The sequence below is a fragment of the Janthinobacterium longum genome, from assembly GCF_051380735.1.
Lineage (GTDB): Bacteria > Pseudomonadota > Gammaproteobacteria > Burkholderiales > Burkholderiaceae_D > Janthinobacterium.
Genome location: NZ_JBNYXQ010000001.1, coordinates 67776 through 90586 on the forward strand (window position 1 = coordinate 67776; position 22811 = coordinate 90586).

The window sequence follows — 22811 nt, forward strand, 5'->3', positions numbered from 1 at the left end:
GTACTGAGCACATTTCCCCAGCCGTTGACAGGCGTCAATGCAAGGCGCCTGCGATGCGATAACACTTAGCGACACCGCCAGCCAGGAAGCCCTCTCTCCATGCGCGACATACTGATTACCCTGATCGTGTTCGGCTCGCTCCCCTTTATCTTCAAGGTGCCCGCCACTGGTGCCCTGATGTGGGTCTGGGTCAGCGTGATGAACCCGCATACACAAGGCTGGGGCTTTGCCACCCAGTTGCCATTCGCCATGATCATCGCGGTGGCCACCATGTTCAGCATGTTGCTGTCGCGCACGCCCAAGCGCTTGCCGATGACCCCCGTCAGCGCGTTGTTGCTGCTGTTCGTGCTGTGGATGAATGTGACAACCCCGTTTGCGCTGCTGCCCGAACCGTCCTGGGTGCAGTGGAACAAGGTGATGAAAATCATGCTGATGAGCTTTGTGGTGATGATGCTGATACGCAGCCGCACCGATATCATCAGGCTGGTCTGGGTACTGGTCGGCTCGATCGGCTTTTATGGCGTCAAGGGCGGCATATTTACCATCCGCAGCGGCGGCACGGAACGGGTCTGGGGGCCGGAAGCGACTTTTATCGGCGACAACAATGCGCTGGCACTGGCGCTGATCATCACGATTCCGTTGATGTATTACCTGCAGCAAAATAGCGGCAAACGCTGGATACGCCATGGGCTGACAGGCGCAATGGTGCTGAGCGCCCTGGCTGCGCTCGGCTCGTATTCGCGCGGCGGGCTGCTGGCGATCGCCGCCATGTGCCTGTTCATGTGGATCAAGAGCGGCAAGAAAGTGGCTCTGGGTGCGCTGCTGTGTTTGCTCGGGCCGCTGCTGCTTGCTTTCATGCCCGAACGCTGGACCGCGCGCATGGACACCATCAATACTTTCCAGGAAGACAGTTCGGCCCAGGGCCGCCTGAATGCCTGGCAGATGGCGTACAATCTGGCCCGTGACCGTTTCCCGGGCGGCGGCTTCGAAGTCTCCGATGCGGGCATTTTTGCCCGCTACGCGCCCGATCCGCAGGACGTGCATGCGGCCCACAGCATCTATTTCCAGGCCCTCGGTGAACACGGCTTTGCAGGACTGGCAATCTACCTGGCGCTGGGCTGGGCCACCTGGCGCACGGCCGTCGCGATTATCCGTTTGTCGCGCGGAAAGCCCGAGCTGGCCTGGGCGCTGGGCCTGGCCACCATGTGCCAGGCCAGCATGGTAGGCTTTGCCGTAGGTGGCGCTTTCCTCAGCCTGCTGTATTTCGACATGCCCTATTATCTGATGGCGGCACTGATCGCCACCCGCATCCTGGTCGAACAGCATGTGCAAGCACAGCGAACGGTGCCGCTGCGCAAGGCGCCCGCACAGGCCGAGTCCGGCATGGCGGGCCAGCCATGAGCGGGGCCGAGCTGTCGATCCTGATCTACCACCGGGTCCTGGCCCGGCCCGACCCGCTGTTCCCCGGCGAAGTCGACCGCGCCCTGTTCGAACGCCAGTTGCGCGTGCTCAAGCGTTTTTATACGGTGCTGCCCCTGCCGCTGGCCGTGCAGCGCCTGCAGGGCGGCAGCCTGCCGCCGGGTGCCGCGTGCATTACCTTCGACGACGGCTACGCCGACAATGCCGAACACGCGCTGCCGTTGCTGCGGCAATACGACCTGCACGCCACCTTTTTTATCGCCACCGGCTATTTGAATGGCGGCCAGATGTGGAACGACAGCGTGATCGAAGCCGTGCGCCAGTCGCCGGGGGCCACCCTCGATTTGCGCGACCTGGGGCTGGACTGTCTGGCGCTTGCCAGCCTGGCCCAGCGCCGCGCCGCCATCGACCATGTGCTGGGGCGATTGAAATACCTGCCGTTCGAACAGCGCCAGCGCCTGGCGTTTGATATCGGCCGGCGCGCCGGTGGCGCCATGCGCACGCCAGCCGCTGCGATGCTCACGACTGCTCAACTGCAGCGGCTGCACGCGGCCGGCATGGGCATCGGCGCGCACACGGTTAGCCACCCCATCCTGGCCGCCCTGTCCGACCGCGCGGCGCGCAACGATATCGCCAACGGCAAGCGCGAGCTGGAACAGCTGCTGCAAGCGCCTGTGACCCTGTTTGCCTATCCGAACGGCAAGGCCGGCAGCGATTACGGGCCGTCCCATGTCAACATCGTCAAAAGCCTGGGTTTTACTGCGGCGCTGACCACCGACTGGGGCGTGGCGCGGCCCGGCGCCGGGCTGGACCTGTTCCAGTTGCCCCGTTTTACGCCATGGGATAAAGGACGCCTGGCGTTTCTGTGGCGGCTGCGCCAGAACCGGCGGCAAAGCCCAGTGCATGCGCGCTGAGCCATTGTTCCAGCATCATCAGGATCCATACCATGGTGCCGTGATAAGCGGGATGTTCCAGCAGCAAGCGGCCTTGAAGATCGTCGATAAAGGCCGGCCGCACGATGCCGCGCCGGCGCAACTGGGCCAGGTTATCGAAAGCAAACTCGCGCAGCGGCGCGTGGCTTTGCAGCCACAGGCCGAACGGCAGGCCAAAACCGTGCTTTTTCTTGCGCAAGATGGCCGGTGGCAAGATATCGGCCAACGCCTGCTTGAAAAACGGCCGCAGCCGCATGCCCCGCAGCTTGTCACCGGGCGGCAGGCTGGCGGCAAACGCCACCATCGCGTCGTGCAGGAAGGGAAACGCCGCTTCCACGCCAGCCAGCTCGCAAGCCTTGCGCACCTTGGGCAAGTCGTTGTCGGCCAGCGTAAAGCGCATGTCGAGCGCCAGCAAGGCATTGATCTGGCTCAGCTGGCGTTCCGGTCGCTGCAAGTACGCGCTGTTCACGCGATCGAGCGCCATGCCGGGAACGATGGTTTCCAGGAAAGCGTCTTCCAGCACCGTGCAATGGCCATAGCGCTGCAGCAAGTTATAACTTTCCAGCCGTGCCGGCAGCGCCATGGTGGCTTGCACTATGTAGCTGCGCGCCTTGTTGCCCAGCCGTGAAGACCGCGTCCTGTTTTTGCGGAACAGCAGCGGCTCGATCAGGCCCTGGCGCAGCAGGGCCGGCAGGCGTTCATAGCTGGACAGCAAAGCCTGGTGCGCATAACGTTCGTTGCCGCCAAACAACTCATCGCCACCGTCGCCGCCCAGCATGCGCGTCATGCCGTCGTCGCGCGCCATTTTTGCGCAATAGTAGGCGGGAATCGCCGAGGCATTGCCGAACGGCTGGTCAAAGACGGCGGCCATGGCGGGAATCGCGGCCAGCACATCGGCCGCCGTCACATAGTACTCATGGTGTACGCAGCCGGCGTGGCTGGCGGCCAGGTGCGCATAGGCCATTTCGTCGTAGCCGGGCGCATCAAAGCCGATCGAATAGGCGCGCGCGCCCGATCCCGTGACTTGCCTGACGATAGCGGCGATGGTGGAACTGTCTGTGCCACCGCTGAGAAAGGCGCCGGTGACCGCCGCCGCGTCGCCCAGGCTGCTTTCCACCGCCAGGCGCAAGGTGCTCAGAAAAGCCTGCTGGCGGCTGGCAAAGGTGGCGATGGTTTTTTCCTGGAAAGCCAGCGACCAGTAACTGCCCTTGCATTGTTTTCCCGCGCTCACCTGCAGGTATTCGCCCGGCAACAAGCGCTGCCAGCCCAGCCATGGCGTTTCCGGCGCCGGCACCATATGGAAAAACAGATAGTGATACAGGGCCTGCGGGTCGAGTGCAGCGCGGAGGGCCGGATGGGCCAGCATCGCGTCGTTCGAGGAGGCAAACAACACGCCCTTCCCATTGGTGACATAACTGAGCGGATAACTGCCGGCGCGGTCGACCGCCAGCAGCAGTTGACCGGCAGGGCCATCAAGGATGGCCAGCGCAAATTCGCCGGACAAGGCCGCGCAGGCCGCCGCACCGCGCGCCAGCCAGACGGGCGCGAGCCGCTCAGCCACATTCAACCCGGAGCCATCGAGTACGGGGTGTCCCCATAGGGCGACCAACAAGTCATCTTGCTGATACAGGTGGCTGGCGCCGTCGCAGGCGGCCACGGCGACAGCACTACCGCTCACAGTGCGCAGCTGCAAGGGGGCATGATCGAAGCGCGACAACGACGCCGCCATGGCCGTGATCGCCGAAACGGCATCGACGCCGGCGTCAGCCGCGTTCGCCAGCCAACCACACAGGCCGCTCATACCAGTACCTCGGCCGGCAGCGGATGGCCGAGAAACGCGGTCGGACTGGCGCTCAGGCCATACGCGCCCGACTGGAACACCACCACCAGATCGCCCTCGTCCGCGCGCGCCATTTCCATCTGCTCGGCCAGCAAGTCCAGCGGCGTGCACAGCGGCCCCACCACGGACACCACCTCGCGCATGCCGCCGTGCAGGCGGTTGCCGATCGCTACCGGATAATTCTTGCGTATCATCTGGCCGAAATTGCCCGAGGCGGCCAGGTGATGGTGCAAGCCGCCATCGGTGACGAGAAATACCTGGCCATGCGACATTTTGCGCTCGATCACCGTGCACACATAAATACCGGCCTCGGCCACCAGATAGCGGCCCAGCTCGATATTCAACCGGGCGCCGGGCGCCGCCCTCGCCAGCCGGTCCAGTTGCCGCTGCAGGTTCTCCGCCAGCGGTGCCAGGTCGAGTGGCATGTCGCCAGGAAAATACGGCACGCCGAAGCCGCCTCCGATATTGAGCACGCGCAAGGCAGACGGTGCGTCATGGGCCAATTGCAGCGCCAGTTCGATACTGGCCGCCTGGGCTTCGGCCAGCGCCAGGGCCGACAGGTTTTGCGAGCCGGAAAACAAGTGAAAGCCGTGAAAATCGAGCTGCAGCTGGGCTATGCGCGCCAGCAAGGCCGGCACCAGCGCCGCATCGACGCCAAACGGCTGGGCACCGCCGCCCATGCGCATGCCGGCGCGGCGCAGCGCGAAATCGGGGTTGACCCGCACGGCGACCCGCGCCGCCAGGCCCAGCCGGTCGCTGGCCAGGGCCAGCTTTTCCAGCTCTGCGCGCGACTCGACATTGATCAGCACGCCCGCCGCCACCGCACGCGCCAGCTCGTCTTTGCTTTTGCCGGGACCCGCAAAGCTGATGCACGCTGGCACCATGGTGGTGTCGAGCGCGGTGGCCAGTTCGCCGCCCGACGCCACGTCGATGCCGTCGACCAGAGCGGCCAGCAACTGCACCACGGCGGGCATCGGATTGGCCTTCATCGCGTAATGCAGGTGCACGCCGGCAGGCAGCGCGCTGCGCAAGCTTGCCACCCGTGCCGTGATCTGCGCGCGGTCGTAGGCATAGAACGGCGTGCGCCCCACGCGCTGCGCCAGCCGGTTCAAGGGCAGGCCACCAAACTGCAACACATCATCGTGCGTTGCCAACAGTTGCAAGGCCGCATGCACGGGCAAGCCGCGCGCGTTCATGGCCGCTCTCCGGCGTTGACAGGGATGGTGGCAAGCACCTCGGCAATCTCGCGCGCCAGCAGGGCCCGGTCGATCTTGCCGTTGGGATTGCGCGGCAAGGCCTCGCTGCGGATATCGACCCACAGCGGCATCATGTAGGCAGGCAAGCGCTGGCGGCAGGCCGACAACAACGCCTCGCGCCCCAGTTCAACGCCGGGCGCGGGAGTCACCAGCAAGGCGATGGCCGCGCCCAGCAAGGGGTGCGGCACGCCCAGCGCGACCGCTTCGGCCACCAGGGCGCTGGCATACGCCACTTCCTCGATCTCGGCCGGGCTGACCCGGTAGCCCGAGGTCTTGATCATTTCATCGTTGCGGCCGACGAAATACAGATAACCGTCGGCGTCGCGGCGTACCGTGTCGCCCGACCAGACAGCCAGTTCGGGCAGCACCAGCCCATCGGCCTGGGGTGGCAACGGCTTGAAGCGCTCGGCGGTGCGCGCCGCATCGTTCCAGTAGCCGAGCGCCACCAGCGCGCCACGGTGCACCAGTTCGCCCGGTTCTTCATCGTCGCACACGCTGCCGTCGGGCCGCAGCACCAGCACTTCGGCATTTGGAATCGCCTTGCCGATCGAGTCCGGGCGCGTTGCCAGCTGTTCCGGCGGCAGGTAGGTGGAGCGGAACGCTTCCGTCAAGCCATACATCAGGAAAATTTGCGTATGCGGCAGCTGTGCGCGCAGCTTGTCGACCGTGCCCGGCTGCATCACGCCGCCCGAATTGGTGATGTAGCGCAGTGGTGTCGACAGCGGCCAGCTCAGTTGCGACAGTTGTATCCACAGCGGCGGCACCGCCGCCAGGCCGGTGATCGCTTCCTGTTCCACCGCTTCGATAATGTCGCGCAGCAGCAAGTAATTGATCAGCACGGCGCAGGCGCCGCTGGCAAACGCGGTGGTCAGCTGGCTCAGGCCATAGTCAAAGCTGAGCGGCAGCACGCACAGCAGCCGGTCTTGCGGCGTGTTGCGCAAGTAGCAAGATACGCTCGCTGCGCCGGCCACCATATTGCGGTGTGACAGCACCACGCCCTTGGGCCGGCCGGTGCTGCCCGAGGTATATAAAATCGCCGCCATGTCCTTGTCGATCATGGCGTGCTTGATCGTATCGTGGAACTTGGCCGCCAGGTCCGCGCCCAGCGCCAGCACCGACGACCATGACAGAATCTGCACGCCACCCGGGGCGGCGTCCGGACCGCGCTCGCCGGTGACGATAATGGTGCGCAAGCGGGGGCAGCCTGCCAGCGCCGGTGCCAGTTGCGCCAGCCGTTCGCGCGAGGTGACCAGCACGGACACGCCGCAGTCTTTCAGAATATATGCGACCTGTTCGGGTTTCAACAGCGGATTGACGGGCACGAACACGCCGCCGGCTGCCGCCGCGCCGAACATGGCAATTACGTTTTCATGGCGTTTTTCCAGGTAGACAGCCACGCGCCCGGCGCGCTGCAAACCCAGCTGCAGCAGCGCGTCGGCGCAGTCGCGCACGCTTTGCGCCAGCTCGCCATACGCCAGCGTCACGCCCTGGTAGCTCAGCGCCGGCGCGGCGGGCGCCTGGCGCGCCGTCTCGAAGATAAAGTCATGGATCAGTGTCGCCATCGTCGTCCCTCGTCTATGCAGGCATGATGCATTTCATGCATCCCCCTATGATTGAGACAAACGCCGTCGCGGTTCTTGATTCTTATCAACTTACACGGCCCGGTGGCACGACTTGAGGCGGCGCAAGACTCATCAACGCCGCTGCGCTCTAATGGACAACGTTGGCTGCCCAGCCGCCTTATCCCATTCCATCATGGCCTGGTTCCTGAACTTCGTACACCGTATCGCCGCCTCGCTGCGCCAGCTGGGCTGGATAGACGGCGCCTGGCATGCATGCGCGCGCCTGCTGCAGGCGATTCCCGGCGGGCGCTGCGCGCTGCACCGCTATCAATTCGTGGCCCAGCCGGTGGCGCCCGGTTCCCTGTGCCGTGGCCGCGGCAAGGCGATCGCCGTCACGCCCTGCCTGGCGGCCGAAGCGCTGCCACCTGGCCCCGAGCGTCCGTTGACGGTACTGCTGGACCGCTACCATCAGGGCGCGCAATGCCTGGTGGCGCGGGTGGGCCAGGCCAATCATGCGGCGCCGTCCATGGCCGGCTGGCTGTGGCTGCTGCACGGCGCCTGCCAGGAAGACGAGGTGCGCGCGCGCTATGTGCTGGCGCCGCAGCTGTCGTGGGACCTCGACGTGTGGGTGCATCCGCAGCAGCGCGGCGCGCTGGTATTCGCCCGGCTGTGGGAAGAAGCCAACGCCCGGCTGCATGTCCAAGGCGTGCGATGGTCGTGCAGCCGCATCTCGCGCTTCAACCGCAGCTCGCTGGCGGCCCATGCGCGCCTGGGCGCCATCAACCTGGGTACGGCCACTTTCGTGCGCTGCGGCCGCTGGCAATGGATGTTCGCCAGCCTGCCGCCCTATCTGCATTTGTCGCGCCACCCCGCCAGTTTCCCGAGTTTCCGCTTTGACCATTTACCCTGGAGCCGCCATGCCGCCACTTGATACCATCACCGCCATCCTGCGCGCCACGCTGGGACTGGGCACGCAGCCGCTGGCGCACGATACGCCGCTGCTGGGCAGCTTGCCGGAACTCGATTCGATGGCGGTGCTCGGCGTGATCGCCGCGCTGGAAGAGCATTTCGGCTTCACCATCGAGGACGACGATATCCACGCCCGCCATTTCGCCACCGTCGGCACCTTGCAGGCGTTTGTCGACACCAAGCTGGCGCAAGCGGACTTGCGCTGATGCGGGGCGCCACCATCAGCTTGCTGCCGTTTTTCATGCCTGCGCAAGGCGGCCAGCGCTACTGCCTGCTGCACCTGCCGGCGCCGGGCCGGCCCGCGCGTGGCGGCATCGTCTATATCCATCCGTTTGCCGAAGAACTCAACAAAAGCCGGCATGTCGCCGCGATGCAAGCGCGCGCCTTTGCCGCCGCTGGCTACAGCGTACTGCAGCTCGACCTGTACGGCTGCGGCGACAGCAGCGGCGACTTCGGCGACGCACGCTGGAGCATCTGGCGCAACGACCTGCACCTGGCCTGCGCCTGGCTGGCGCAACGCGTCGATGGTCCCTTGATGCTGTGGGGCTTGCGCCTGGGCGCCCTGCTGGCGCTGGAACTGGCCGCGCATCCACCGGTGCCAGTGCAGCGATTACTGCTGTGGCAACCGGAACTGGACGGCCGGAGCGCCATCGACCGTTTCCTGCGCCTGCGCCTGGCCGGCCGCATGCTGGCCGGCCAGGCCGAGGCACCCGGCCATGCGCGCGCCGAACTTGCGGCCGGTCGCGCCGTCGAAGTGGCAGGCTACCTGCTGGCGCCGGAACTGGTGCAGGCCATCGATGCGATCGATGCTGCCAGCTTGCGCCCTTTGGCGCCCGTCTACTGGCTGCAATACCAGAGCGGCGAGGCCGCTGTGCTGCCAGTAGCGGCCGCCAGCCTGGCCGGGCAATGGCGCGCTGCGGGCGTGGCGCTGTACATCGCCGGCTTTGCCGATGGCCCGTTCTGGAACAGCGCCGAATTGCTGGAGTGCCCGCAATTGCTGGACGCGACCGCCAGCGTCTGTCACGACTGGCTCGACGAAGGAGAATGCCAGCATGCACGATGAACTTTCCACCATCGCGCCCTTGTCCGCCGTCCATCAGTTGGCGTTGCGCTTTCGCTGCGCCGACGACGCCGAGGCGCGCCTGGTCGGCATTCTGACCGTACCGCCAGCGCCGGGCCCGCGCGGGGTGCTGATCGTCACCGGCGGACCGCAATACCGGGCCGGCAGCCACCGTCAATTTGTGTTGCTGGCACGCTTCCTGGCCGCGCGCGGCATCGCCGTGCTGCGCTTCGACTACCGCGGCATGGGCGACAGCGAGGGTGAACTGCGCGACTACCGCAGTGTCGATGCCGACATCGCCGCCGCGCTGGCGCAGTTTTTCGCCGCCGTGCCGGCCCTGCGCGAGGTGGTGCTATGGGGCCTGTGCGACGGCGCCACGGCGGCCGCCTGCCATGCGCCGCGCGACCCGCGCATCAGCGGCCTGATACTGCTCAATCCCTGGGTGCGCAGCCCGGCGATCCTGGCCCGCGCCACCTTGCGCCACTATTATTTGCCGCGCCTGCTGCAAGCTGCGTTCTGGCGCAAACTGGCAGGCGGCAGCGTGCGCCTGGGTGACAGCCTGGCGTCACTGCGCCAGGCTGTCACCCTCAACGAGCAGCAGCAAGCGCAGGCGCCGGCAAGCCTGCTGTTCGAGGCGCTGCGCTGCTTTCGCGGCAAGGTGCTGCTGATACTGAGCGGCGACGACCTGGGCGCGCGCGAATGGAGCACCCTGCTGGCGAATGACCGCGCCTGGCGCGAACTGGGCACCAGCCGCAGCTGGCGCCAGGAGGAAGTGCCCGGTGCCAACCACACTTTTTCCAGCGCCGCCGCGCGCTCCAGGGTCGAGCACCTGTGCGCCGACTGGATCGCTGCATGATCACCGTGCAACCGGGCCTGCGCCCGCGCCGCCTGCTGATGGTGGCCTACCATTTCCCCCCGCTGCAAGGCGGCAGCGGCGTGCTGCGCACCCTGGGTTTCGCGCGCTACCTGCCCGAAGCGGGCTGGCAGCCGCTGGTGCTTAGCGCCAGCCCGCGCGCCTATGGTCACACCAGCGACCAGACCAGCGGCGACGGCCAGCTGACGGTGCGGCGCAGTGCGGCGCTCGATGCGGCGCGCCATCTGTCGCTGCGTGGGCGCTATCCCGCCTGTCTGGCCCTGCCCGACCGCTGGAGTTCCTGGTGGCTTAGCGCCGTGCCGGCCGGGCTGGCCATGATACGGCGCTACCGGCCCGACGCGATCTGGTCCACCTACCCGATCGCCACCGCCCACCTGATCGGTTTGACCCTGCATAAACTGACGGGCCTGCCCTGGATCGCCGACCAGCGCGACCCGATGATCGACGACAGCGACCCTGAAGCGCTGTATCCCGCCAATGCCCGCGTGCACCGCCTGCATGGCTGGATCGAACAGCGCATCGCGGCGCGCAGCGCGGCCATCGTCTGCACCACGCCGGGCGCCATCGACAGCCACCGCCGGCGCCTGACGCAAGTGGACGCCAAACGCTTTTGCCTGATCGAGAACGGTTACGACGAGGCGGGCTTTACAGAGTGCGCCAGCCACGCGCGGGGCAGGCACCGCAGCCGCTTCCTGCTGCTGCACAGCGGCGTGATTTATCCGTCCGAGCGCGATCCGCAGGCACTGTTTGCTGCCCTGGCCCGGCTGAAGCAAGGCGGCGCGCTGGCCGCGCACAATTTCCAGCTGCTGCTGCGCGCCACCGGCCATGATGACTGGCTCTCTGGCCTGCTGGCCCGCTACGGTATCGCCGACCTGGTCACCCTGGCACCATTGCAGGCGCACCACGAAGCGCTGCGCGAAATGCAGTCGGCCGACGGCTTGCTGCTGTTGCAGGCGGCCAACTGCAATGGCCAGATTCCCGCCAAGCTATATGAATATCTGCGCTGCCGCCGGCCCGTGCTGGCCCTGACCGACCTGGCCGGCGACAGCGCGGCCAAGCTGCGCCTGTGCGGCATCGACACCATCGGCCAGCTGGCTTCCAGCAGCGACTGCGCACGCGCCCTGCTGCGCTTTCTCGACCTTGCCCGACAAGGCTGCGCGCCGCTGGCCAGTGACGGCGCCATCGTGCTGCAGTCGCGCCAGGCGCGCAGCCATGCGCTGGCCGAGCTGCTCGACCAGGTCACCCACCGGAGTCCACCATGAAAAACCTGCTGATATTTTGCGCCTTGCTTGCCGCCACCGCTACCGCTGGCGCGCAATCGAGCTGCCCGCCGTATGTCAAACACGATCCGGGCGGCGACTACACCAGTTCCGACGACCGGGCCGGCCTGGCGGTGGTCGAGCAATACCATTTTTCACGCAACGTGGAGACCCTGAAACAGGGCATGACGGGCAGCCTGGGCGGCGACATCAGCTACACGCTGGAGCACTTCCCCAACCACCATCGGGCACTGGCCGCGATGGCGAAACTGAGCCTGCGCGACAAGCGCGTGCAGCCGGTGGGCGCGCGCTACACGGTCAGCTGCTACTTCGAGCGCGCGATTGCGTATGCGCCGCACGATACGACGGCGCGTATGGTGTTCGGTAACTACCTGCTGGCCACCAGGCAGGACGCGGCGGCGCTGGAACAACTGCAGGAAGCGGCGCGCCGGTCGCCCGAACACGCCACCCTGCAGTACAACCTGGGCCTGCTGTACGTCAAGCGCAAGGAGTATGCGCAAGCGCGCGAGTACGCGGCCAGGGCCTACGCGCTGGGTTTTCCTTTGCAAGGCCTGAAAAACCAATTGCAGAAAGCCGGCCAGTGGCAGCAGCCAGCGGCGGACATCAAGGATGCGGCCAAGGATGATACTAAGGCAGAGTGACGGCCGGACGATCCGCCACGCTCAGGCGCCCGCTCGGCGATGCGGCCAAGGCCCTGGCCAGTGCCGCGCGTGCCTCGGCGCGGTTTTCGGCTTCGCCGATATACGCCAGTTCGGCCGGCTGCAGCACGGTGGCCGTCAGCATCATCACCGGCCCGTACGGGGTATCAAAGGCAGCAGGGATACCTGGCGCCGTCGCGTCGAGCAGCACGCCCACCTGTTCATTCTCGTCTTCCAACCCGCTTGGCGACGCCTGCAGGTCGAGCGCCATCGACACGCTGCCGTGGCGTTCGACCAATAGATCAATCGAACCGTGATCGGCCACGTTCTGGCTCAGCTGATACACCAGGTCAAACAGCCAGGAACCGGCAATGTCGCCATCCTCGAAGCAGGACAGCGGCGCTTCCACGCACACCTCCACCAGATGGCCCAGCGGCTCGAAAATATCGTCGTCATCCTCGAACGGATCGCTGAGGCCATCGCTGGCAATAATGATGGAGTCGGGGCGGCGTATCACGCGCCAGGCCTGGCGCAGCGACGGCCAGCGCGGCCCGCCCATAAACGACGGGTTCACCAGCGGGGCCAGCACATCGCTGTCGACAGCGCCCAGGCTGGCATAAAAAGCGTCACGGGCGGCGCAGGCGTTGGACAGCATCTTCGCGCCGGCTTCCTTGCCGGTCACCGCGTGCTCGGAAGGTTCTACATCGGGGATCTCTTGTTCGCTCATTTTTTCTCCACAGGTTGGACTTTCGAGGCGGCCAGCACGGCGCGCTGGCGCGCAGTATCAATATCATCGGCCGTGGCCAGCGCCACGCCCATGCGGCGGCGCGCAAACGATTCGGGCTTGCCGAACAGGCGCAAATCCGATCCCGGCACGCTCAGGGCATCGGCCACGCCTTCAAAAGCGATGCCCTTCGCTTCCAGCTGGCCATAGATGACAGCCGAGGCGCCCGGCGAGCGCAGCGCCACATTGACGGGCAAACCCAGAATGGCTTTCGCGTGCAGCTCGAATTCGCTCTGCACCTGGCTGACCATGGTCACCATGCCGGTGTCGTGCGGGCGCGGGCTCACTTCCGAAAACCACACCATATCGTCCTTCACAAACAACTCGACGCCGAACAGGCCCAGGCCACCCAGGTCATCAGTCACCTTGCGCGCGATCTCGCGCGAACGCTCCAGTGCCAGCGGCGCCATGCGCGCCGGCTGCCATGACTCCACATAGTCACCCTGCACCTGCAAGTGGCCGATCGGCTCGCAAAACTGCGTCTCGACCTGGCCCGAGGCGCCGATGGCGCGCACCGTCAGCAAAGTGATCTCGTAGTCGAAATCGATAAAGCCTTCGACGATGACCCGGCCCGTATCGACCCGGCTGCCGCTGGCCGCATAGGCCCAGGCGGCTTCCACGTCTTGCGCGCTGTCCAGTTTCGACTGGCCCTTGCCCGACGAGGACATGACCGGTTTCACCACGCAGGGAAAACCGATTTCCTGGCAAGCGAGCTGCAATTCCTGCAAGCTGCTGGCAAAGCGGTACGGCGAGGTGGCCACGCCCAGTTCCTCGGCCGCCAGCCGGCGTATGCCTTCGCGGTTCATGGTCAGCTGCGCCGCGCGCGCGGTCGGGATGCAGGTAATCTGGCCGGCCGCTTCCAGCGCCGCCAGGGTATCGGTGGCGATCGCCTCGATTTCGGGCACGATCAGGTCCGGCTTTTCCAGCTCGATCAGGGCGGCCAGCGCCACGCCGTCACTCATGTCGATCACATGCGAGCGGTGCGCCACCGGATGGCCGGGCGCGTTCGGATAACGGTCCACCGCAATCACCTCCACGCCTAGGCGCTGCAAGGCAATAATCACTTCCTTGCCCAACTCACCGGAACCGAGCAGCATGACTTTGATGGCGGTGGAAGATAAAGGCGTACCGAAAGTGCGGGGTGTGAGAACGTTAGTCATGGGCAGGATCATGTAGGGCTGAAGGAAAGATGGCTGGAACTATAACAAATGCCAGCGTTCTTTGACAGCGCGCGTCCTGCCGTGCGGCCTGGCATTGGTTACTGCGCTGTTGCTGCTGTACCTGCTGCGCCCGGCTCCGGCTCAGGCGTCGAAGCCATAGGCGACGGCAAACAGCAAAAAGGCGTTATTGCAGGCGCGAGGGCAGTGAATCGTGCGGCAATGCCATTGCCGATTCGCCGAAACAAGATTGGATATGACGAGGATATGGGGCAGTGAAACGAATACTAACGATCGACGCCAAACGTGGTGAGGTCAATCGGCGACACTGTCACGATGTTAATTTCGTATACTTTCTCGATATAGGTTTGAAAGAACCAGAAACTGAGGGCAAGAATGACTATCCCGATGACGGTACTGCTCAGCTCAAAGGTACCGCCGCCCATTCTGAATGTGATGCTGGAACTGTGCCCGCGCCGAAAATCGGTGTAGAACTGCAAACCGCTCAACACCAGGCCAAACCCCACCATGATAAATACCATGATGGAAATCGCGGTAGTCTGCCATTGCTGCTGAGTGAGTTTCTGCTCCATGTCTGCCATCATTTTTTCCTGATGCTGCGCTATGCGCTGCAGGTAAGCACGTTGAATAGCGTACGTCGAATCGCGGTAGTTTTGATAAGCGCCTACGGTGGGCGCAGCGCGCACGCAGGCCATGCACGAAAACAGTAGCAGCATAGCCAAAACAAACGTTTTCATGATGCTGTCCTTCGCCTGATCACTATCGTCAGTTGCCATAACCAGCTTGCTGCCATGATGCCGATACCGTGCCAGGCAGAACTGAGACGCGCTACAGGCTGGTGTGCGCTTAGCGTTTCCTTGTTCTGGCAAGCAGAAGCTGGTACAGATCATCACTGATCATGAGGCAGGTGCCGTTACACTCCGACTTGTCTGCCGAGACGCATTTGCGTGCGCTCCCGGCGACGGCGCTACCAAAGGAGGAGGCGCCGACGTTGCCGCCAACAATCGTCGCGCCGCCGATGGAAATGACCGTCGAGCAGCTTGGACAGGCCTGACGAATTTTCTCCGCCAGGTCCTTCAGTTCCGACTTCTTCAGTTCATCAACGGGTGGGGCCACCAGCACTGCAGACGCTACGGGCTCTGCCGGCTTCAGCCTTTGCCGCTGCCATATCTCCATCATGGATTTTTCCGCCATGGGGGTGGATGGCCGCTGCGCAGAAGGGGCGCCCCCTGACGGTTGTCCTGCCGCGTTCAATGAGGTCATCAGCATGATGGCGGGTAACAGAGACAATATCGCAGTCGAACGCATGGCTACTCCGTGGGTCAGGTGCAATATGGCAAGGATGTCAAACCGTGGTGGAAGCTTCGCCGCCTATCTGTCACGGTATGCCGCGTGGCGCAAGATGGCAAGCCTGCCTGACGCTGGCCTGACGTGCATCAATGCATTATCGTCCTGATCATTGTTTGCAAGAAAAACGATCCAAGAACCCGGCGCCGCCTCAGGCATCAATGCCGTAGGCGACGGCGATCAGCAGCAAGCAATTGTTAACGGCGCGGGCCAGGGCGGTGGTCGCATAAGCGGACGCCACGCCAGGCTCGCGGTAGCGCAGATAAACCAGGCTGAACATGGCGCCGGACCCGAGCGCCACGATTGCATGCAGCAAGCCGCCGCTCAGGTAATGGACGATGGCCCACACCACGGCGCCAATGAAGATGCTGACAGGCTGGTTGACCCGAAAGCGCCGCAGGATTTCCAGCGGCAGCAGCTGGCCGACGAAGGTTTCAAGAATGGGGGAATAGAGCACGACCCAGAACAGCAGCAGCGGCAGCGACATTTCGCGCTCGAAACGGGCCAGGCCCGTGTGCGCCCCCCAGTATTGCGGCGGCAACAATGCCTTGGTAATGGCCAGAATGGCAAAGCATACGCTGCAAGTGAGTACCGCCCAGCCCATCGCGCCGGCGACATGGCGCAGCACCGGCACTTTCGCGCTCGGGGCACTTTCCGGGCTGTTCGCCTCGTCACTCTGGTGCAGCTGCATATACGATCCTGGGAGCGCTGGTCCGGCTTCCATTGTAGCGCGTAAAACAGCACTTGCACGTCCGGCGAGGCAAGTGATCAGTTGGCCGTCAGCAGCGGCCGGCTGTGCACCTGTTCCAGCTTGAAGATGCCCACTTCCTGTTCCAGCTGCTCGGCTTGCTGCTGCAGTTGCAGCGCCGCAGCCGCCGCCTGCTCGACCAGCGCCGCGTTCTGCTGCGTGACTTTATCCATGTCGACGATGGCGCGGTTGATTTGCTCGATGCCGGCGCCCTGTTCCTCGGTGGCGTGGCTGATCTCGGTCATGATGCCCGTCACACGGCCGATGCCGGCCACCACCTCGTGCATGGTGGCGCCCGCTTTTTCGACCAGCACGGTGCCGGTGCCTACCTTGCTGACCGAATCGTTGATCAGCGCCTTGATCTCGTGCGCGGCGGCGGCCGAGCGCTGGGCCAGGCTGCGCACCTCGGTGGCCACCACCGCAAAGCCGCGTCCCTGCTCGCCGGCGCGTGCCGCCTCGACGGCGGCGTTGAGCGCCAGGATATTGGTCTGGAAGGCAATGCCGTCGATCACGCCGATAATGTCGACAATCTTGTTTGACGACGCATGAATCAGGCCCATGGTGTGTACCACTTCGGCCACCGCCTTGCCACCCTGCTCCGACACGGTCGACGCTTCGCGCGCCAAATGGTTCGCCTGCCGCGCGTTTTCCGCATTCTGGCGCACGGTGGCGATCAGCTGCTCCATTGAGGAGGCGACCTCTTCGAGCGAGCCGGCCTGCTGCTCGGTGCGCTGTGACAAATCACGGTTACCGGAGGCAATATCGGTCGATGCGGCGGTAATATTTTCGGTACCGAGACGCACCTTGCCAACAATGGCCGACAGATTGTCTCGCATGGTTTTCATGGCAAACAGCATGCTGCTGTCGTCACCTGGCCGCGTCACGACTTCGATGCCCAGTTGGCCATGGGCGATACGGTCGGCAATCGCCGCCGCGTAATCGGGCTCGCCGCCCAGTTGGCGCAGCAGGCGGCGCGTAATGATGGTGGCCACCACCACGCAGACAAGCACGCTGATGGCGGCGAGCACGGCAATCCAGCGTACCGAATGGCCATAAATGGCGTGCGCCGCTTCGCTGGCCAGCATGGACTCGCGCTGCACCGATTTCAATACCGTGTCGATATCGGCCACGATCTGGCGCCGCAAGGGGCTGCAGTCATTGACCAGGAAGGCACCGTATTGTTCCATCTTGCCCGCTTCGCGCAATTGGCGCGGCCGCAGCAGTTCTTGCGCCATCTTGTTCAAACCAGTGCTGACCTTCTCGAACTGCGGATCGCCCCTGAACATGGGTGTCAGTTTCGACAAGGCTTCCAGATACAGCGCTTTTTGCTGGTCGACAATCGCCAATTCCCTGGCGGCTGCCGCTTCATCGTGGAAAATATAGGCATTGCGAGCGGCAAGGCCCGTCTGGTCAAGCGCTTCGCGCGCTACATACAGCGGCTCGAGCTTTTGCTGCTGCACAGTTTCCTGGGCGCGCATGGCGTTCGAAATGGCACCGATGCGCAGCAAAGCGAAGGCGGCCAGCACCAGCATCAGTACCACCAAGGCAGCGAAGCCGAGGCTCAGGCGCATGCCAATGGTCAGGCGACGTTGTGAGTTCATGATATATCCTTTTCCTGTAGTGAAAACGCTTGCCGGATAATGCCGGCCTCAAGGTGGCAGAGGCGGCGTACTGTGTGATGACGCGGCCGGTGACGAGCGTTTTCTAGGCTGTCGGATAGTTTGCTGAAAGAATAGCGCGGGGGTGGTCCGGCGCTTCAGCGAGTCAAATTATACCCCAAAGGAAACAAAAAATATTTCCAGCAACTCAATTGTAATACCTAAAAGAACTACATATTTACTTTTAATAACGTTAACGCATTTTTCCGCCGCAACATGCAATACCGTGCCAATTGCTGCGCCGGCCGGCGCCGGTTGCCATCAACCGAAGAATCGAACGGACTGCCGTGGTCCGCAGGGCCGTCCATTAACTGGTTATAATTGCTCATTATTTCAAATCGAGGTTGTGTATGAAGTGGGCCTTGCTGGGCATTTTTGTGTTTTCCGTTTTACATATCCATTTCCGGGGCAAGGTGCGCCTGCCGTTCCGGCGCCAGATTTTCGACCACTCCTCGTTCATGGCGCCGCTGAACCTGTTCATGCACACGTTTTCAAAAGTGCCGGCCACGCCCTACCTGGCCGTATCCGACTTTCCCGAGCTGGCGCCGCTGCAGCAGAACTGGCACATCATCCGCGATGAAGCGCTGCGCTTGCAGGAACTGAAAAAGATCAAGGCGGCCGAAAAGAACGACGATGTCGGATTCAACTCCTTCTTCAAATACGGCTGGAAGCGTTTTTACCTGAAATGGTATGACGCCAGCCACCCTTCGGCGCAGCAGATGTGCCCGCAAACCTATGCCCTGCTGCAAGCGATTCCGTCGATCAAGGCGGCCATGTTTGCCGAACTGCCGTCCGGCGGCAAGCTCAACCCGCACCGCGACCCGTTTGCCGGCTCGCTGCGCTATCACCTGGGCTTGCAGACACCGAACGACGACCGCTGCTTTATCGATGTCGATGGCGAGCGCCACAGCTGGCGCGACGGCCAGGCCGTGATGTTTGACGAAACCTATATCCACTGGGCCCGCAACGACGCCGACAGCGACCGCATCATTTTGTTCTGCGACATCGAGCGCCCGATGCGTTTTCGCTGGGCACAGGCGCTGAACCGCTGGCTGGGCCGCACCCTGATGACGGCCGCCGCTTCGCCCAACGAACTGGGCGATCAGGCCGGTGGCATCAGCAAGCTGTTCCATATCTCGGCGGCCATGGGCCAGTACCGCCGCCGCTTCAAGGCGTGGAACAAGACAGCCTACAATCTGACGCGTATTGCGCTGGTGGTGGCCATCGTTGCGCTGATCTACTATATCTGAGGCGTACCAGACCCAAAGAAACCTATTGCCGTTAAGTTAAGCTGCCTGACGTATTTAAAGGCGCAAGGCGTAGAAGCTTAAAAAATGGCGGGCCGGAGACGCGAGCCCGAGAAAATGCCGATGGCTGCGTTGCAGCTCCTAGGCGTACATGCGTACTGTCGTCGTCGCTGCGCCTTGCCCTCGACATTTTTCGAGCCCGCTTGGCCCGATATGCCTGTGCTGGCGACTGGGGCTTTAATCGGCTTTGCAGGTTTACTGATGGCGTAGTGGCGCTAACCGGTCATTACCGCCTTCGGGCGGTTTTTCATGGCTGTCTTATTTCACCGGTTGAAACGTTACCACCAGCCCGTTGGGGGTGGTGCGCAATTGTGTCGGCACAAACTGCACGCCCGCATAGCGCAGCTCCTCGGGCTTGAAGGTGTAGATCGGCGTTTCATGCATCAACTGGTCGGCCACCAGGCTGGCCACCTTGGCGAACTGGCGCTGCTGCGATTCGTCCATGCCGTCGATGCTCACCCGGTCCACGCTGGCGTCAAACAGGTACACCGCATTGCGCTGCGGGTCGAGCTGCAGCCGGCCCGAAATGGCCAGGTTGCCGCGCCAGTGCTGGCGGATAAACGGTGGCGTGACAGCCGCATCAACCGATAGCGCGACCCGTTCGCGTTCAGCCTGCAATGACAATTGCGGATTGCTGACTTTGACTTCCAGCACCGACAGCACCCGCTTGTCGATCGGAAAACGGCGCTCCAGGCCCTGCTGCATCTTTGCCAACGATACAGTCACATCGCGCGGCCCGATCAGGGTCGAGCACGAGGCCAGCATGCTGCCGGCAAGCACCGCGATGGTGGCGGTTTTCAGGAAGGAGCGCAAGGAAGTGGCAGTCATGGACATTCTCGAAAAAGTGGTGCGGCTATCTTACACAGCCGCCTCGTTCTCAACAAGAAAATCGGGCGCAGACCTTGCGGCATGCGCCCGATTTTTCACCGCGTCCGCAGTGCGGAAATGCTTAGCGGACGAAGATGGCGATCAGGATAATGATCGGCAGGGGGATACCCAGCAACAGCAAGAGGATGGAACGCATGGAGTTTCTCCTGTAATAAGATGAGTAATTAAATCGACACGTGGCGCAGCACGCGTTCGTGGTCACGCTGGCGACCGCCGAAAGTTGCTGCCAGGGCGGCGACAAATGCGCCGAGCAGCAGGGCGACAAACATCCACAGTGCAGTATGCGCACCAGCCTTGCGTGCCGTTTCGGCCGCTTGCTGTGCCTTGGCCTTGGCATCGGCGGCAGCCTTGGCGGCGCGGCCATAGACGGCGTCGACGCGCGCTTCGGCTTCGGCCTGGGTCAAACCGGTGCGCTTCGCAACCATTTGGCCCAGGTAGGCGCGGTCATGGGCAGCCAGGGAGCCGTTCGACAGGCTGGAAGCGAAAATACGGCCAACTTCGACGCGCTGGTCGGCGGCGTTCACGGGTGCATCAGACATTGGCATGGCAGGCGCGCCGCTTGCGGCGGCTGTGGCAGCGCTCGATACAGGCGCTGGTGCCGCGCGCAGCAGCATGTCCGAGAAATAGTCGAGCGGATTGGTGCCACTGCCACCCTCGCCAGCATTGGCTGCGGCCGCACCGGCACCCGCTGCGGCCGCAGGCGCCACCGCCGCTGCCACGCCAGTGCCGGCGTCGATGGCGCCGCTCAGCACGGCGCGCGTACCGCCGGCCAGCATGGCTACCGTCAACAGCGTTGCCACGGCCCAGGCCAGCAAGCCGTGGGCGGTATCGCGGAAATGCACTTCATCGGTATGCACCGAACTCCATTTGGCGCGCAGGCGGCCGGCCATATAGCCGCCGATACCGGACGCGGCCAGTTGCATGAACGCGAGCCAGACGATGGTGCCCACGCCAATCGCGGTCGCATTGAATGACCATGGCGAGACCGATGACAAGCCCAGGCCTACACCGAGGATCAGCAGGATGAAGGACAAAGCGGCGGCCGCCGCAGCGCCGGCGATGACGGCGCCCCAGGAGACGCCAGGTTGATTCAGATCCGAGACGGACAATTGCGTAGCTTGCATGAGGTTTCCCTGTTATGAAATTTGTGTGTGCTGCGAATTCAGGCGCCCGTTGCGCTCAGCTCTTCCTTGCGCGCAGCGATTTGCTCGCCCAGCGCGTCGAGGTCAACTCCGGTCTTGCGCACCTTGGGAAACATGTCGCTCTCTTCTTCCTTGACGTGGTGCTCGATCTGCTCGGACAACACGGTGACCTTGGCGTCATACAGGTCTTCGCTGGGGTCCATGGCGAGGATTTGCGCGATCAGTTCCTTGGCGCTGGCGTGCTCGACCACCGCTTCGTCCATCAGGTCGCCGTCATGGATGGGCCGGCGCACGGCCGGATAGAAGATTTCCTCTTCCACCTGGGTGTGCACGGTCAGTTCGTGGCAGATTTGCTCGGCCAGTTTTTTCTTGGTCGCGAAAGAACGGTCGCTCAAGCCTTCGTACTGGGTAAACAGCGCCTTGACGTTCTGGTGATCCTTCATTAATAAGCTGATTGCGTTCATGATGCCTCCTTGTAGTTGACCAGACCAAGGATGCCGCGCCGCGCCGCCTGCGTATGTGCGACGTCATACACAAACTTGATATTTGAACCATTCCGGAGCAGCTATTTGATGCCGTGGTGGTTCATCAGGTCGTACAGGGTCGGGCGGCTGACGCCCAGCAATTCGGCCGCCTTGACGATATTGCCGTCGGCCCGCGCCAGCGCGCGCACCATGACCTTGTATTCGGCTGCGTCGCGCGCCTGGCGCAGGTTGACGCTGTCGTCCGGTGCCGCCGCGTGCGCCTGTTGCGGCAAGCCCAGGTCGTCGAGCGTGATGTGCGGGCCGTCGCACATGATGACGGCGCGCTTGATGCAATTTTCCACTTCACGCACATTGCCGGGCCAGTCATACGACTCGATCGCCTGCAGCGCCTCATTGCTGAAATGCAGGCTGGAACGCCCTTCGCTGGCGCAGAACTTGTTCTTGAAATGGTGGGCCAGCAAGGCGCAATCGCCGGTCCGCTCGCGCAGCGGCGCAATGCGCAGCACGATTTCGCTGAGGCGGTAATACAAGTCTTCGCGGAAACGCCCCTGGCCAGCCAGCGCTTTCAGGTCCTGGTGGGTGGCACAGACGATGCGCACGTCGACCGCAATCTCGCCGCGCCCGCCCACGCGTTCGATCACGCGCTCCTGCAGGAAGCGCAGCAATTTTGCCTGCAGCGCCAGCGGCATGTCGCCGATTTCATCGAGGAAAAAAGTGCCGCCGTGGGCAAGTTCGATTTTGCCCAAGGTTTGCCGCGCCGCGCCGGTAAACGCGCCCCGCTCATAACCGAACAGCTCGCTTTCGAGCAGGTTGTCTGGAATTGCCGCGCAGTTGATGGCGACAAAGCGCTGGCTGCTGCGGCTGCTGAGCGCATGCAGGCCGCGCGCGATCAATTCCTTGCCGCTGCCCGAGTCGCCCAGCAGCATCACGCTGGCCGACGAAGGTGCCACTTTTTCCACGCTGCGGCACAGTTTCAGCATGCCGGGATCGCGGCTGACGATGCCGGCCAGCGGCGAGTCCGCCTGGGTCTGCAGCATGCGGCGGTTTTCCTGCTGCATCGCGTGCAAATAAAAGGCGCGCGCGATAACCAGGCCCAGCAGGTCGGCGTCGAACGGTTTCTGGTGAAAATCATAGGCACCCAGGGCGATCGCCTTTAACGCATGCGCGCGGTCCTGGTTGCCCGACAGGACAATGATCTTGGTGTCGGGCGCCAGCGCCAGGATCTGCTGCAAGGTGGCCAGTCCTTCGGTGGCGCCGTCCGGGTCGGGCGGCAAACCGAGGTCCATCGTGACGACGGCGGGCCGGTGGCGCCGCACCAGCGCCAGCGCCGCTTCGCGCTCGCCGGCCAGCAGCACCTCGTAGCTGTCAAAACTCCATTGCAGCTGCTTTTGCAGGCCGGAATCGTCTTCGATCACCAGCAGTTTCTGCTTGCCCATGCGGTTTC

The 22811-nt window shown here is 63.7% G+C and carries 23 protein-coding genes; 10 read left to right on the forward strand and 13 right to left on the reverse strand.

Features of this window, described 5'->3' with window-relative positions:
• The first annotated feature begins 99 nt into the window (after positions 1 to 99).
• Together ACQ4WM_RS00305 and ACQ4WM_RS00310 are read left to right on the forward strand one after the other, a co-directional pair.
• A complete protein-coding gene (locus tag ACQ4WM_RS00305) occupies positions 100 to 1401 on the forward strand; it encodes a putative O-glycosylation ligase, exosortase A system-associated (protein ID WP_436544725.1) in 1302 nt (433 codons plus the stop codon).
• Positions 1398 to 2333, forward strand: a complete 936-nt coding sequence (locus tag ACQ4WM_RS00310) for a polysaccharide deacetylase family protein (protein ID WP_436544726.1) — start codon at positions 1398 to 1400, stop codon at positions 2331 to 2333. The genes ACQ4WM_RS00305 and ACQ4WM_RS00310 overlap by 4 nt, the downstream gene beginning before the upstream one ends.
• On the opposite strand, the gene ACQ4WM_RS00315 is transcribed toward ACQ4WM_RS00310, so the two are convergent.
• From ACQ4WM_RS00315 to ACQ4WM_RS00325, 3 genes are read right to left on the reverse strand one after another with little or no spacing between them, the layout of a single operon-like run.
• Complete coding sequence (locus ACQ4WM_RS00315; RefSeq protein ID WP_436544727.1) at positions 2251 to 4152, reverse strand: asparagine synthetase B family protein; 1902 nt, start codon at positions 4150 to 4152, stop codon at positions 2251 to 2253. The two genes, ACQ4WM_RS00310 and ACQ4WM_RS00315, sit on opposite strands and share 83 nt — an antisense overlap.
• The gene (locus ACQ4WM_RS00320; RefSeq protein WP_436544728.1) at positions 4149 to 5387 is read right to left on the reverse strand and encodes a pyridoxal-dependent decarboxylase, exosortase A system-associated; all 1239 of its coding nucleotides are present in this window, start codon (positions 5385 to 5387) and stop codon (positions 4149 to 4151) included. The genes ACQ4WM_RS00315 and ACQ4WM_RS00320 overlap by 4 nt, the downstream gene beginning before the upstream one ends.
• The gene (locus tag ACQ4WM_RS00325; protein WP_436544729.1) at positions 5384 to 7009 is read right to left on the reverse strand and encodes an acyl-CoA ligase (AMP-forming), exosortase A system-associated; all 1626 of its coding nucleotides are present in this window, start codon (positions 7007 to 7009) and stop codon (positions 5384 to 5386) included. Before ACQ4WM_RS00325 ends, ACQ4WM_RS00320 begins: the two co-directional genes overlap by 4 nt.
• A gap of 193 nt (positions 7010 to 7202) precedes the next feature.
• Here ACQ4WM_RS00325 and ACQ4WM_RS00330 point away from each other — a divergent pair, with 193 nt between their 5' ends.
• From ACQ4WM_RS00330 to ACQ4WM_RS00355, 6 genes are read left to right on the forward strand one after another with little or no spacing between them, the layout of a single operon-like run.
• On the forward strand, positions 7203 to 7940 hold the full coding sequence (locus ACQ4WM_RS00330) for a hypothetical protein (protein ID WP_436544730.1): 738 nt from the start codon (positions 7203 to 7205) through the stop codon (positions 7938 to 7940).
• The gene (locus tag ACQ4WM_RS00335) at positions 7927 to 8184 is read left to right on the forward strand and encodes an acyl carrier protein (RefSeq protein ID WP_436544731.1); all 258 of its coding nucleotides are present in this window, start codon (positions 7927 to 7929) and stop codon (positions 8182 to 8184) included. The genes ACQ4WM_RS00330 and ACQ4WM_RS00335 overlap by 14 nt, the downstream gene beginning before the upstream one ends.
• Positions 8184 to 9041 (forward strand): hydrolase 2, exosortase A system-associated, encoded by an 858-nt coding sequence (locus tag ACQ4WM_RS00340; RefSeq protein WP_436544732.1) that lies wholly within the window; start codon positions 8184 to 8186, stop codon positions 9039 to 9041. Before ACQ4WM_RS00335 ends, ACQ4WM_RS00340 begins: the two co-directional genes overlap by 1 nt.
• Positions 9031 to 9894, forward strand: a complete 864-nt coding sequence (locus tag ACQ4WM_RS00345) for a hydrolase 1, exosortase A system-associated (protein WP_436544733.1) — start codon at positions 9031 to 9033, stop codon at positions 9892 to 9894. The genes ACQ4WM_RS00340 and ACQ4WM_RS00345 overlap by 11 nt, the downstream gene beginning before the upstream one ends.
• Entirely contained in the window at positions 9891 to 11174 is a 1284-nt protein-coding gene (locus tag ACQ4WM_RS00350) for a glycosyltransferase (RefSeq protein WP_436544734.1), read from the forward strand. The genes ACQ4WM_RS00345 and ACQ4WM_RS00350 overlap by 4 nt, the downstream gene beginning before the upstream one ends.
• Positions 11171 to 11833 (forward strand): ABC transporter permease, encoded by a 663-nt coding sequence (locus ACQ4WM_RS00355; RefSeq protein ID WP_436544735.1) that lies wholly within the window; start codon positions 11171 to 11173, stop codon positions 11831 to 11833. Before ACQ4WM_RS00350 ends, ACQ4WM_RS00355 begins: the two co-directional genes overlap by 4 nt.
• Here the strand turns inward: ACQ4WM_RS00355 and ACQ4WM_RS00360 are convergent.
• The 6 genes from ACQ4WM_RS00360 to ACQ4WM_RS00385 all read right to left on the reverse strand — a co-directional run bounded on the left by ACQ4WM_RS00360 (position 11820) and on the right by ACQ4WM_RS00385 (position 17488).
• Positions 11820 to 12557 carry a hypothetical protein gene (locus ACQ4WM_RS00360; protein ID WP_436544736.1) on the reverse strand — a complete coding sequence of 246 codons (738 nt, stop codon included), beginning with the start codon at positions 12555 to 12557 and terminating at the stop codon, positions 11820 to 11822. The two genes, ACQ4WM_RS00355 and ACQ4WM_RS00360, sit on opposite strands and share 14 nt — an antisense overlap.
• Positions 12554 to 13774 carry a formate-dependent phosphoribosylglycinamide formyltransferase gene (gene purT, locus ACQ4WM_RS00365; RefSeq protein ID WP_436544737.1) on the reverse strand — a complete coding sequence of 407 codons (1221 nt, stop codon included), beginning with the start codon at positions 13772 to 13774 and terminating at the stop codon, positions 12554 to 12556. Before purT ends, ACQ4WM_RS00360 begins: the two co-directional genes overlap by 4 nt.
• Before the next feature lie 284 nt (positions 13775 to 14058).
• Positions 14059 to 14568, reverse strand: coding sequence for a hypothetical protein (locus ACQ4WM_RS00370; RefSeq protein ID WP_436544738.1), 510 nt, complete (start codon positions 14566 to 14568; stop codon positions 14059 to 14061).
• 70 nt (positions 14569 to 14638) lie between these two features.
• Positions 14639 to 15100, reverse strand: a complete 462-nt coding sequence (locus ACQ4WM_RS00375; RefSeq protein WP_436544739.1) for a hypothetical protein — start codon at positions 15098 to 15100, stop codon at positions 14639 to 14641.
• 190 nt (positions 15101 to 15290) lie between these two features.
• Complete coding sequence (locus tag ACQ4WM_RS00380; RefSeq protein ID WP_436544740.1) at positions 15291 to 15830, reverse strand: CPBP family glutamic-type intramembrane protease; 540 nt, start codon at positions 15828 to 15830, stop codon at positions 15291 to 15293.
• 77 nt (positions 15831 to 15907) lie between these two features.
• The gene (locus ACQ4WM_RS00385; protein WP_436544741.1) at positions 15908 to 17488 is read right to left on the reverse strand and encodes a methyl-accepting chemotaxis protein; all 1581 of its coding nucleotides are present in this window, start codon (positions 17486 to 17488) and stop codon (positions 15908 to 15910) included.
• Between the two features lie 407 nt (positions 17489 to 17895).
• Here ACQ4WM_RS00385 and lpxO point away from each other — a divergent pair, with 407 nt between their 5' ends.
• Positions 17896 to 18795, forward strand: coding sequence for a lipid A hydroxylase LpxO (lpxO, locus tag ACQ4WM_RS00390; protein WP_436544742.1), 900 nt, complete (start codon positions 17896 to 17898; stop codon positions 18793 to 18795).
• A 315-nt stretch (positions 18796 to 19110) separates the two neighbouring features.
• Here the strand turns inward: lpxO and ACQ4WM_RS00395 are convergent, their stop codons facing one another.
• The gene (locus tag ACQ4WM_RS00395) at positions 19111 to 19680 is read right to left on the reverse strand and encodes a DUF1439 domain-containing protein (RefSeq protein ID WP_436544743.1); all 570 of its coding nucleotides are present in this window, start codon (positions 19678 to 19680) and stop codon (positions 19111 to 19113) included.
• Here ACQ4WM_RS00395 and ACQ4WM_RS00400 point away from each other — a divergent pair.
• Positions 19679 to 19900, forward strand: coding sequence for a hypothetical protein (locus tag ACQ4WM_RS00400; protein WP_436544744.1), 222 nt, complete (start codon positions 19679 to 19681; stop codon positions 19898 to 19900). The two genes, ACQ4WM_RS00395 and ACQ4WM_RS00400, sit on opposite strands and share 2 nt — an antisense overlap.
• A 4-nt stretch (positions 19901 to 19904) precedes the next feature.
• On the opposite strand, the gene ACQ4WM_RS00405 is transcribed toward ACQ4WM_RS00400, so the two are convergent.
• From ACQ4WM_RS00405 to prsR, 3 genes are all read right to left on the reverse strand, one after another.
• Positions 19905 to 20864 (reverse strand): hypothetical protein, encoded by a 960-nt coding sequence (locus ACQ4WM_RS00405; RefSeq protein WP_436544745.1) that lies wholly within the window; start codon positions 20862 to 20864, stop codon positions 19905 to 19907.
• Between the two features lie 38 nt (positions 20865 to 20902).
• Positions 20903 to 21346 carry a hemerythrin domain-containing protein gene (locus tag ACQ4WM_RS00410; RefSeq protein WP_436544746.1) on the reverse strand — a complete coding sequence of 148 codons (444 nt, stop codon included), beginning with the start codon at positions 21344 to 21346 and terminating at the stop codon, positions 20903 to 20905.
• 101 nt (positions 21347 to 21447) lie between these two features.
• On the reverse strand, positions 21448 to 22803 hold the full coding sequence (gene prsR / locus ACQ4WM_RS00415) for a PEP-CTERM-box response regulator transcription factor (RefSeq protein ID WP_436544747.1): 1356 nt from the start codon (positions 22801 to 22803) through the stop codon (positions 21448 to 21450).
• Positions 22804 to 22811 lie beyond the last annotated feature (8 nt).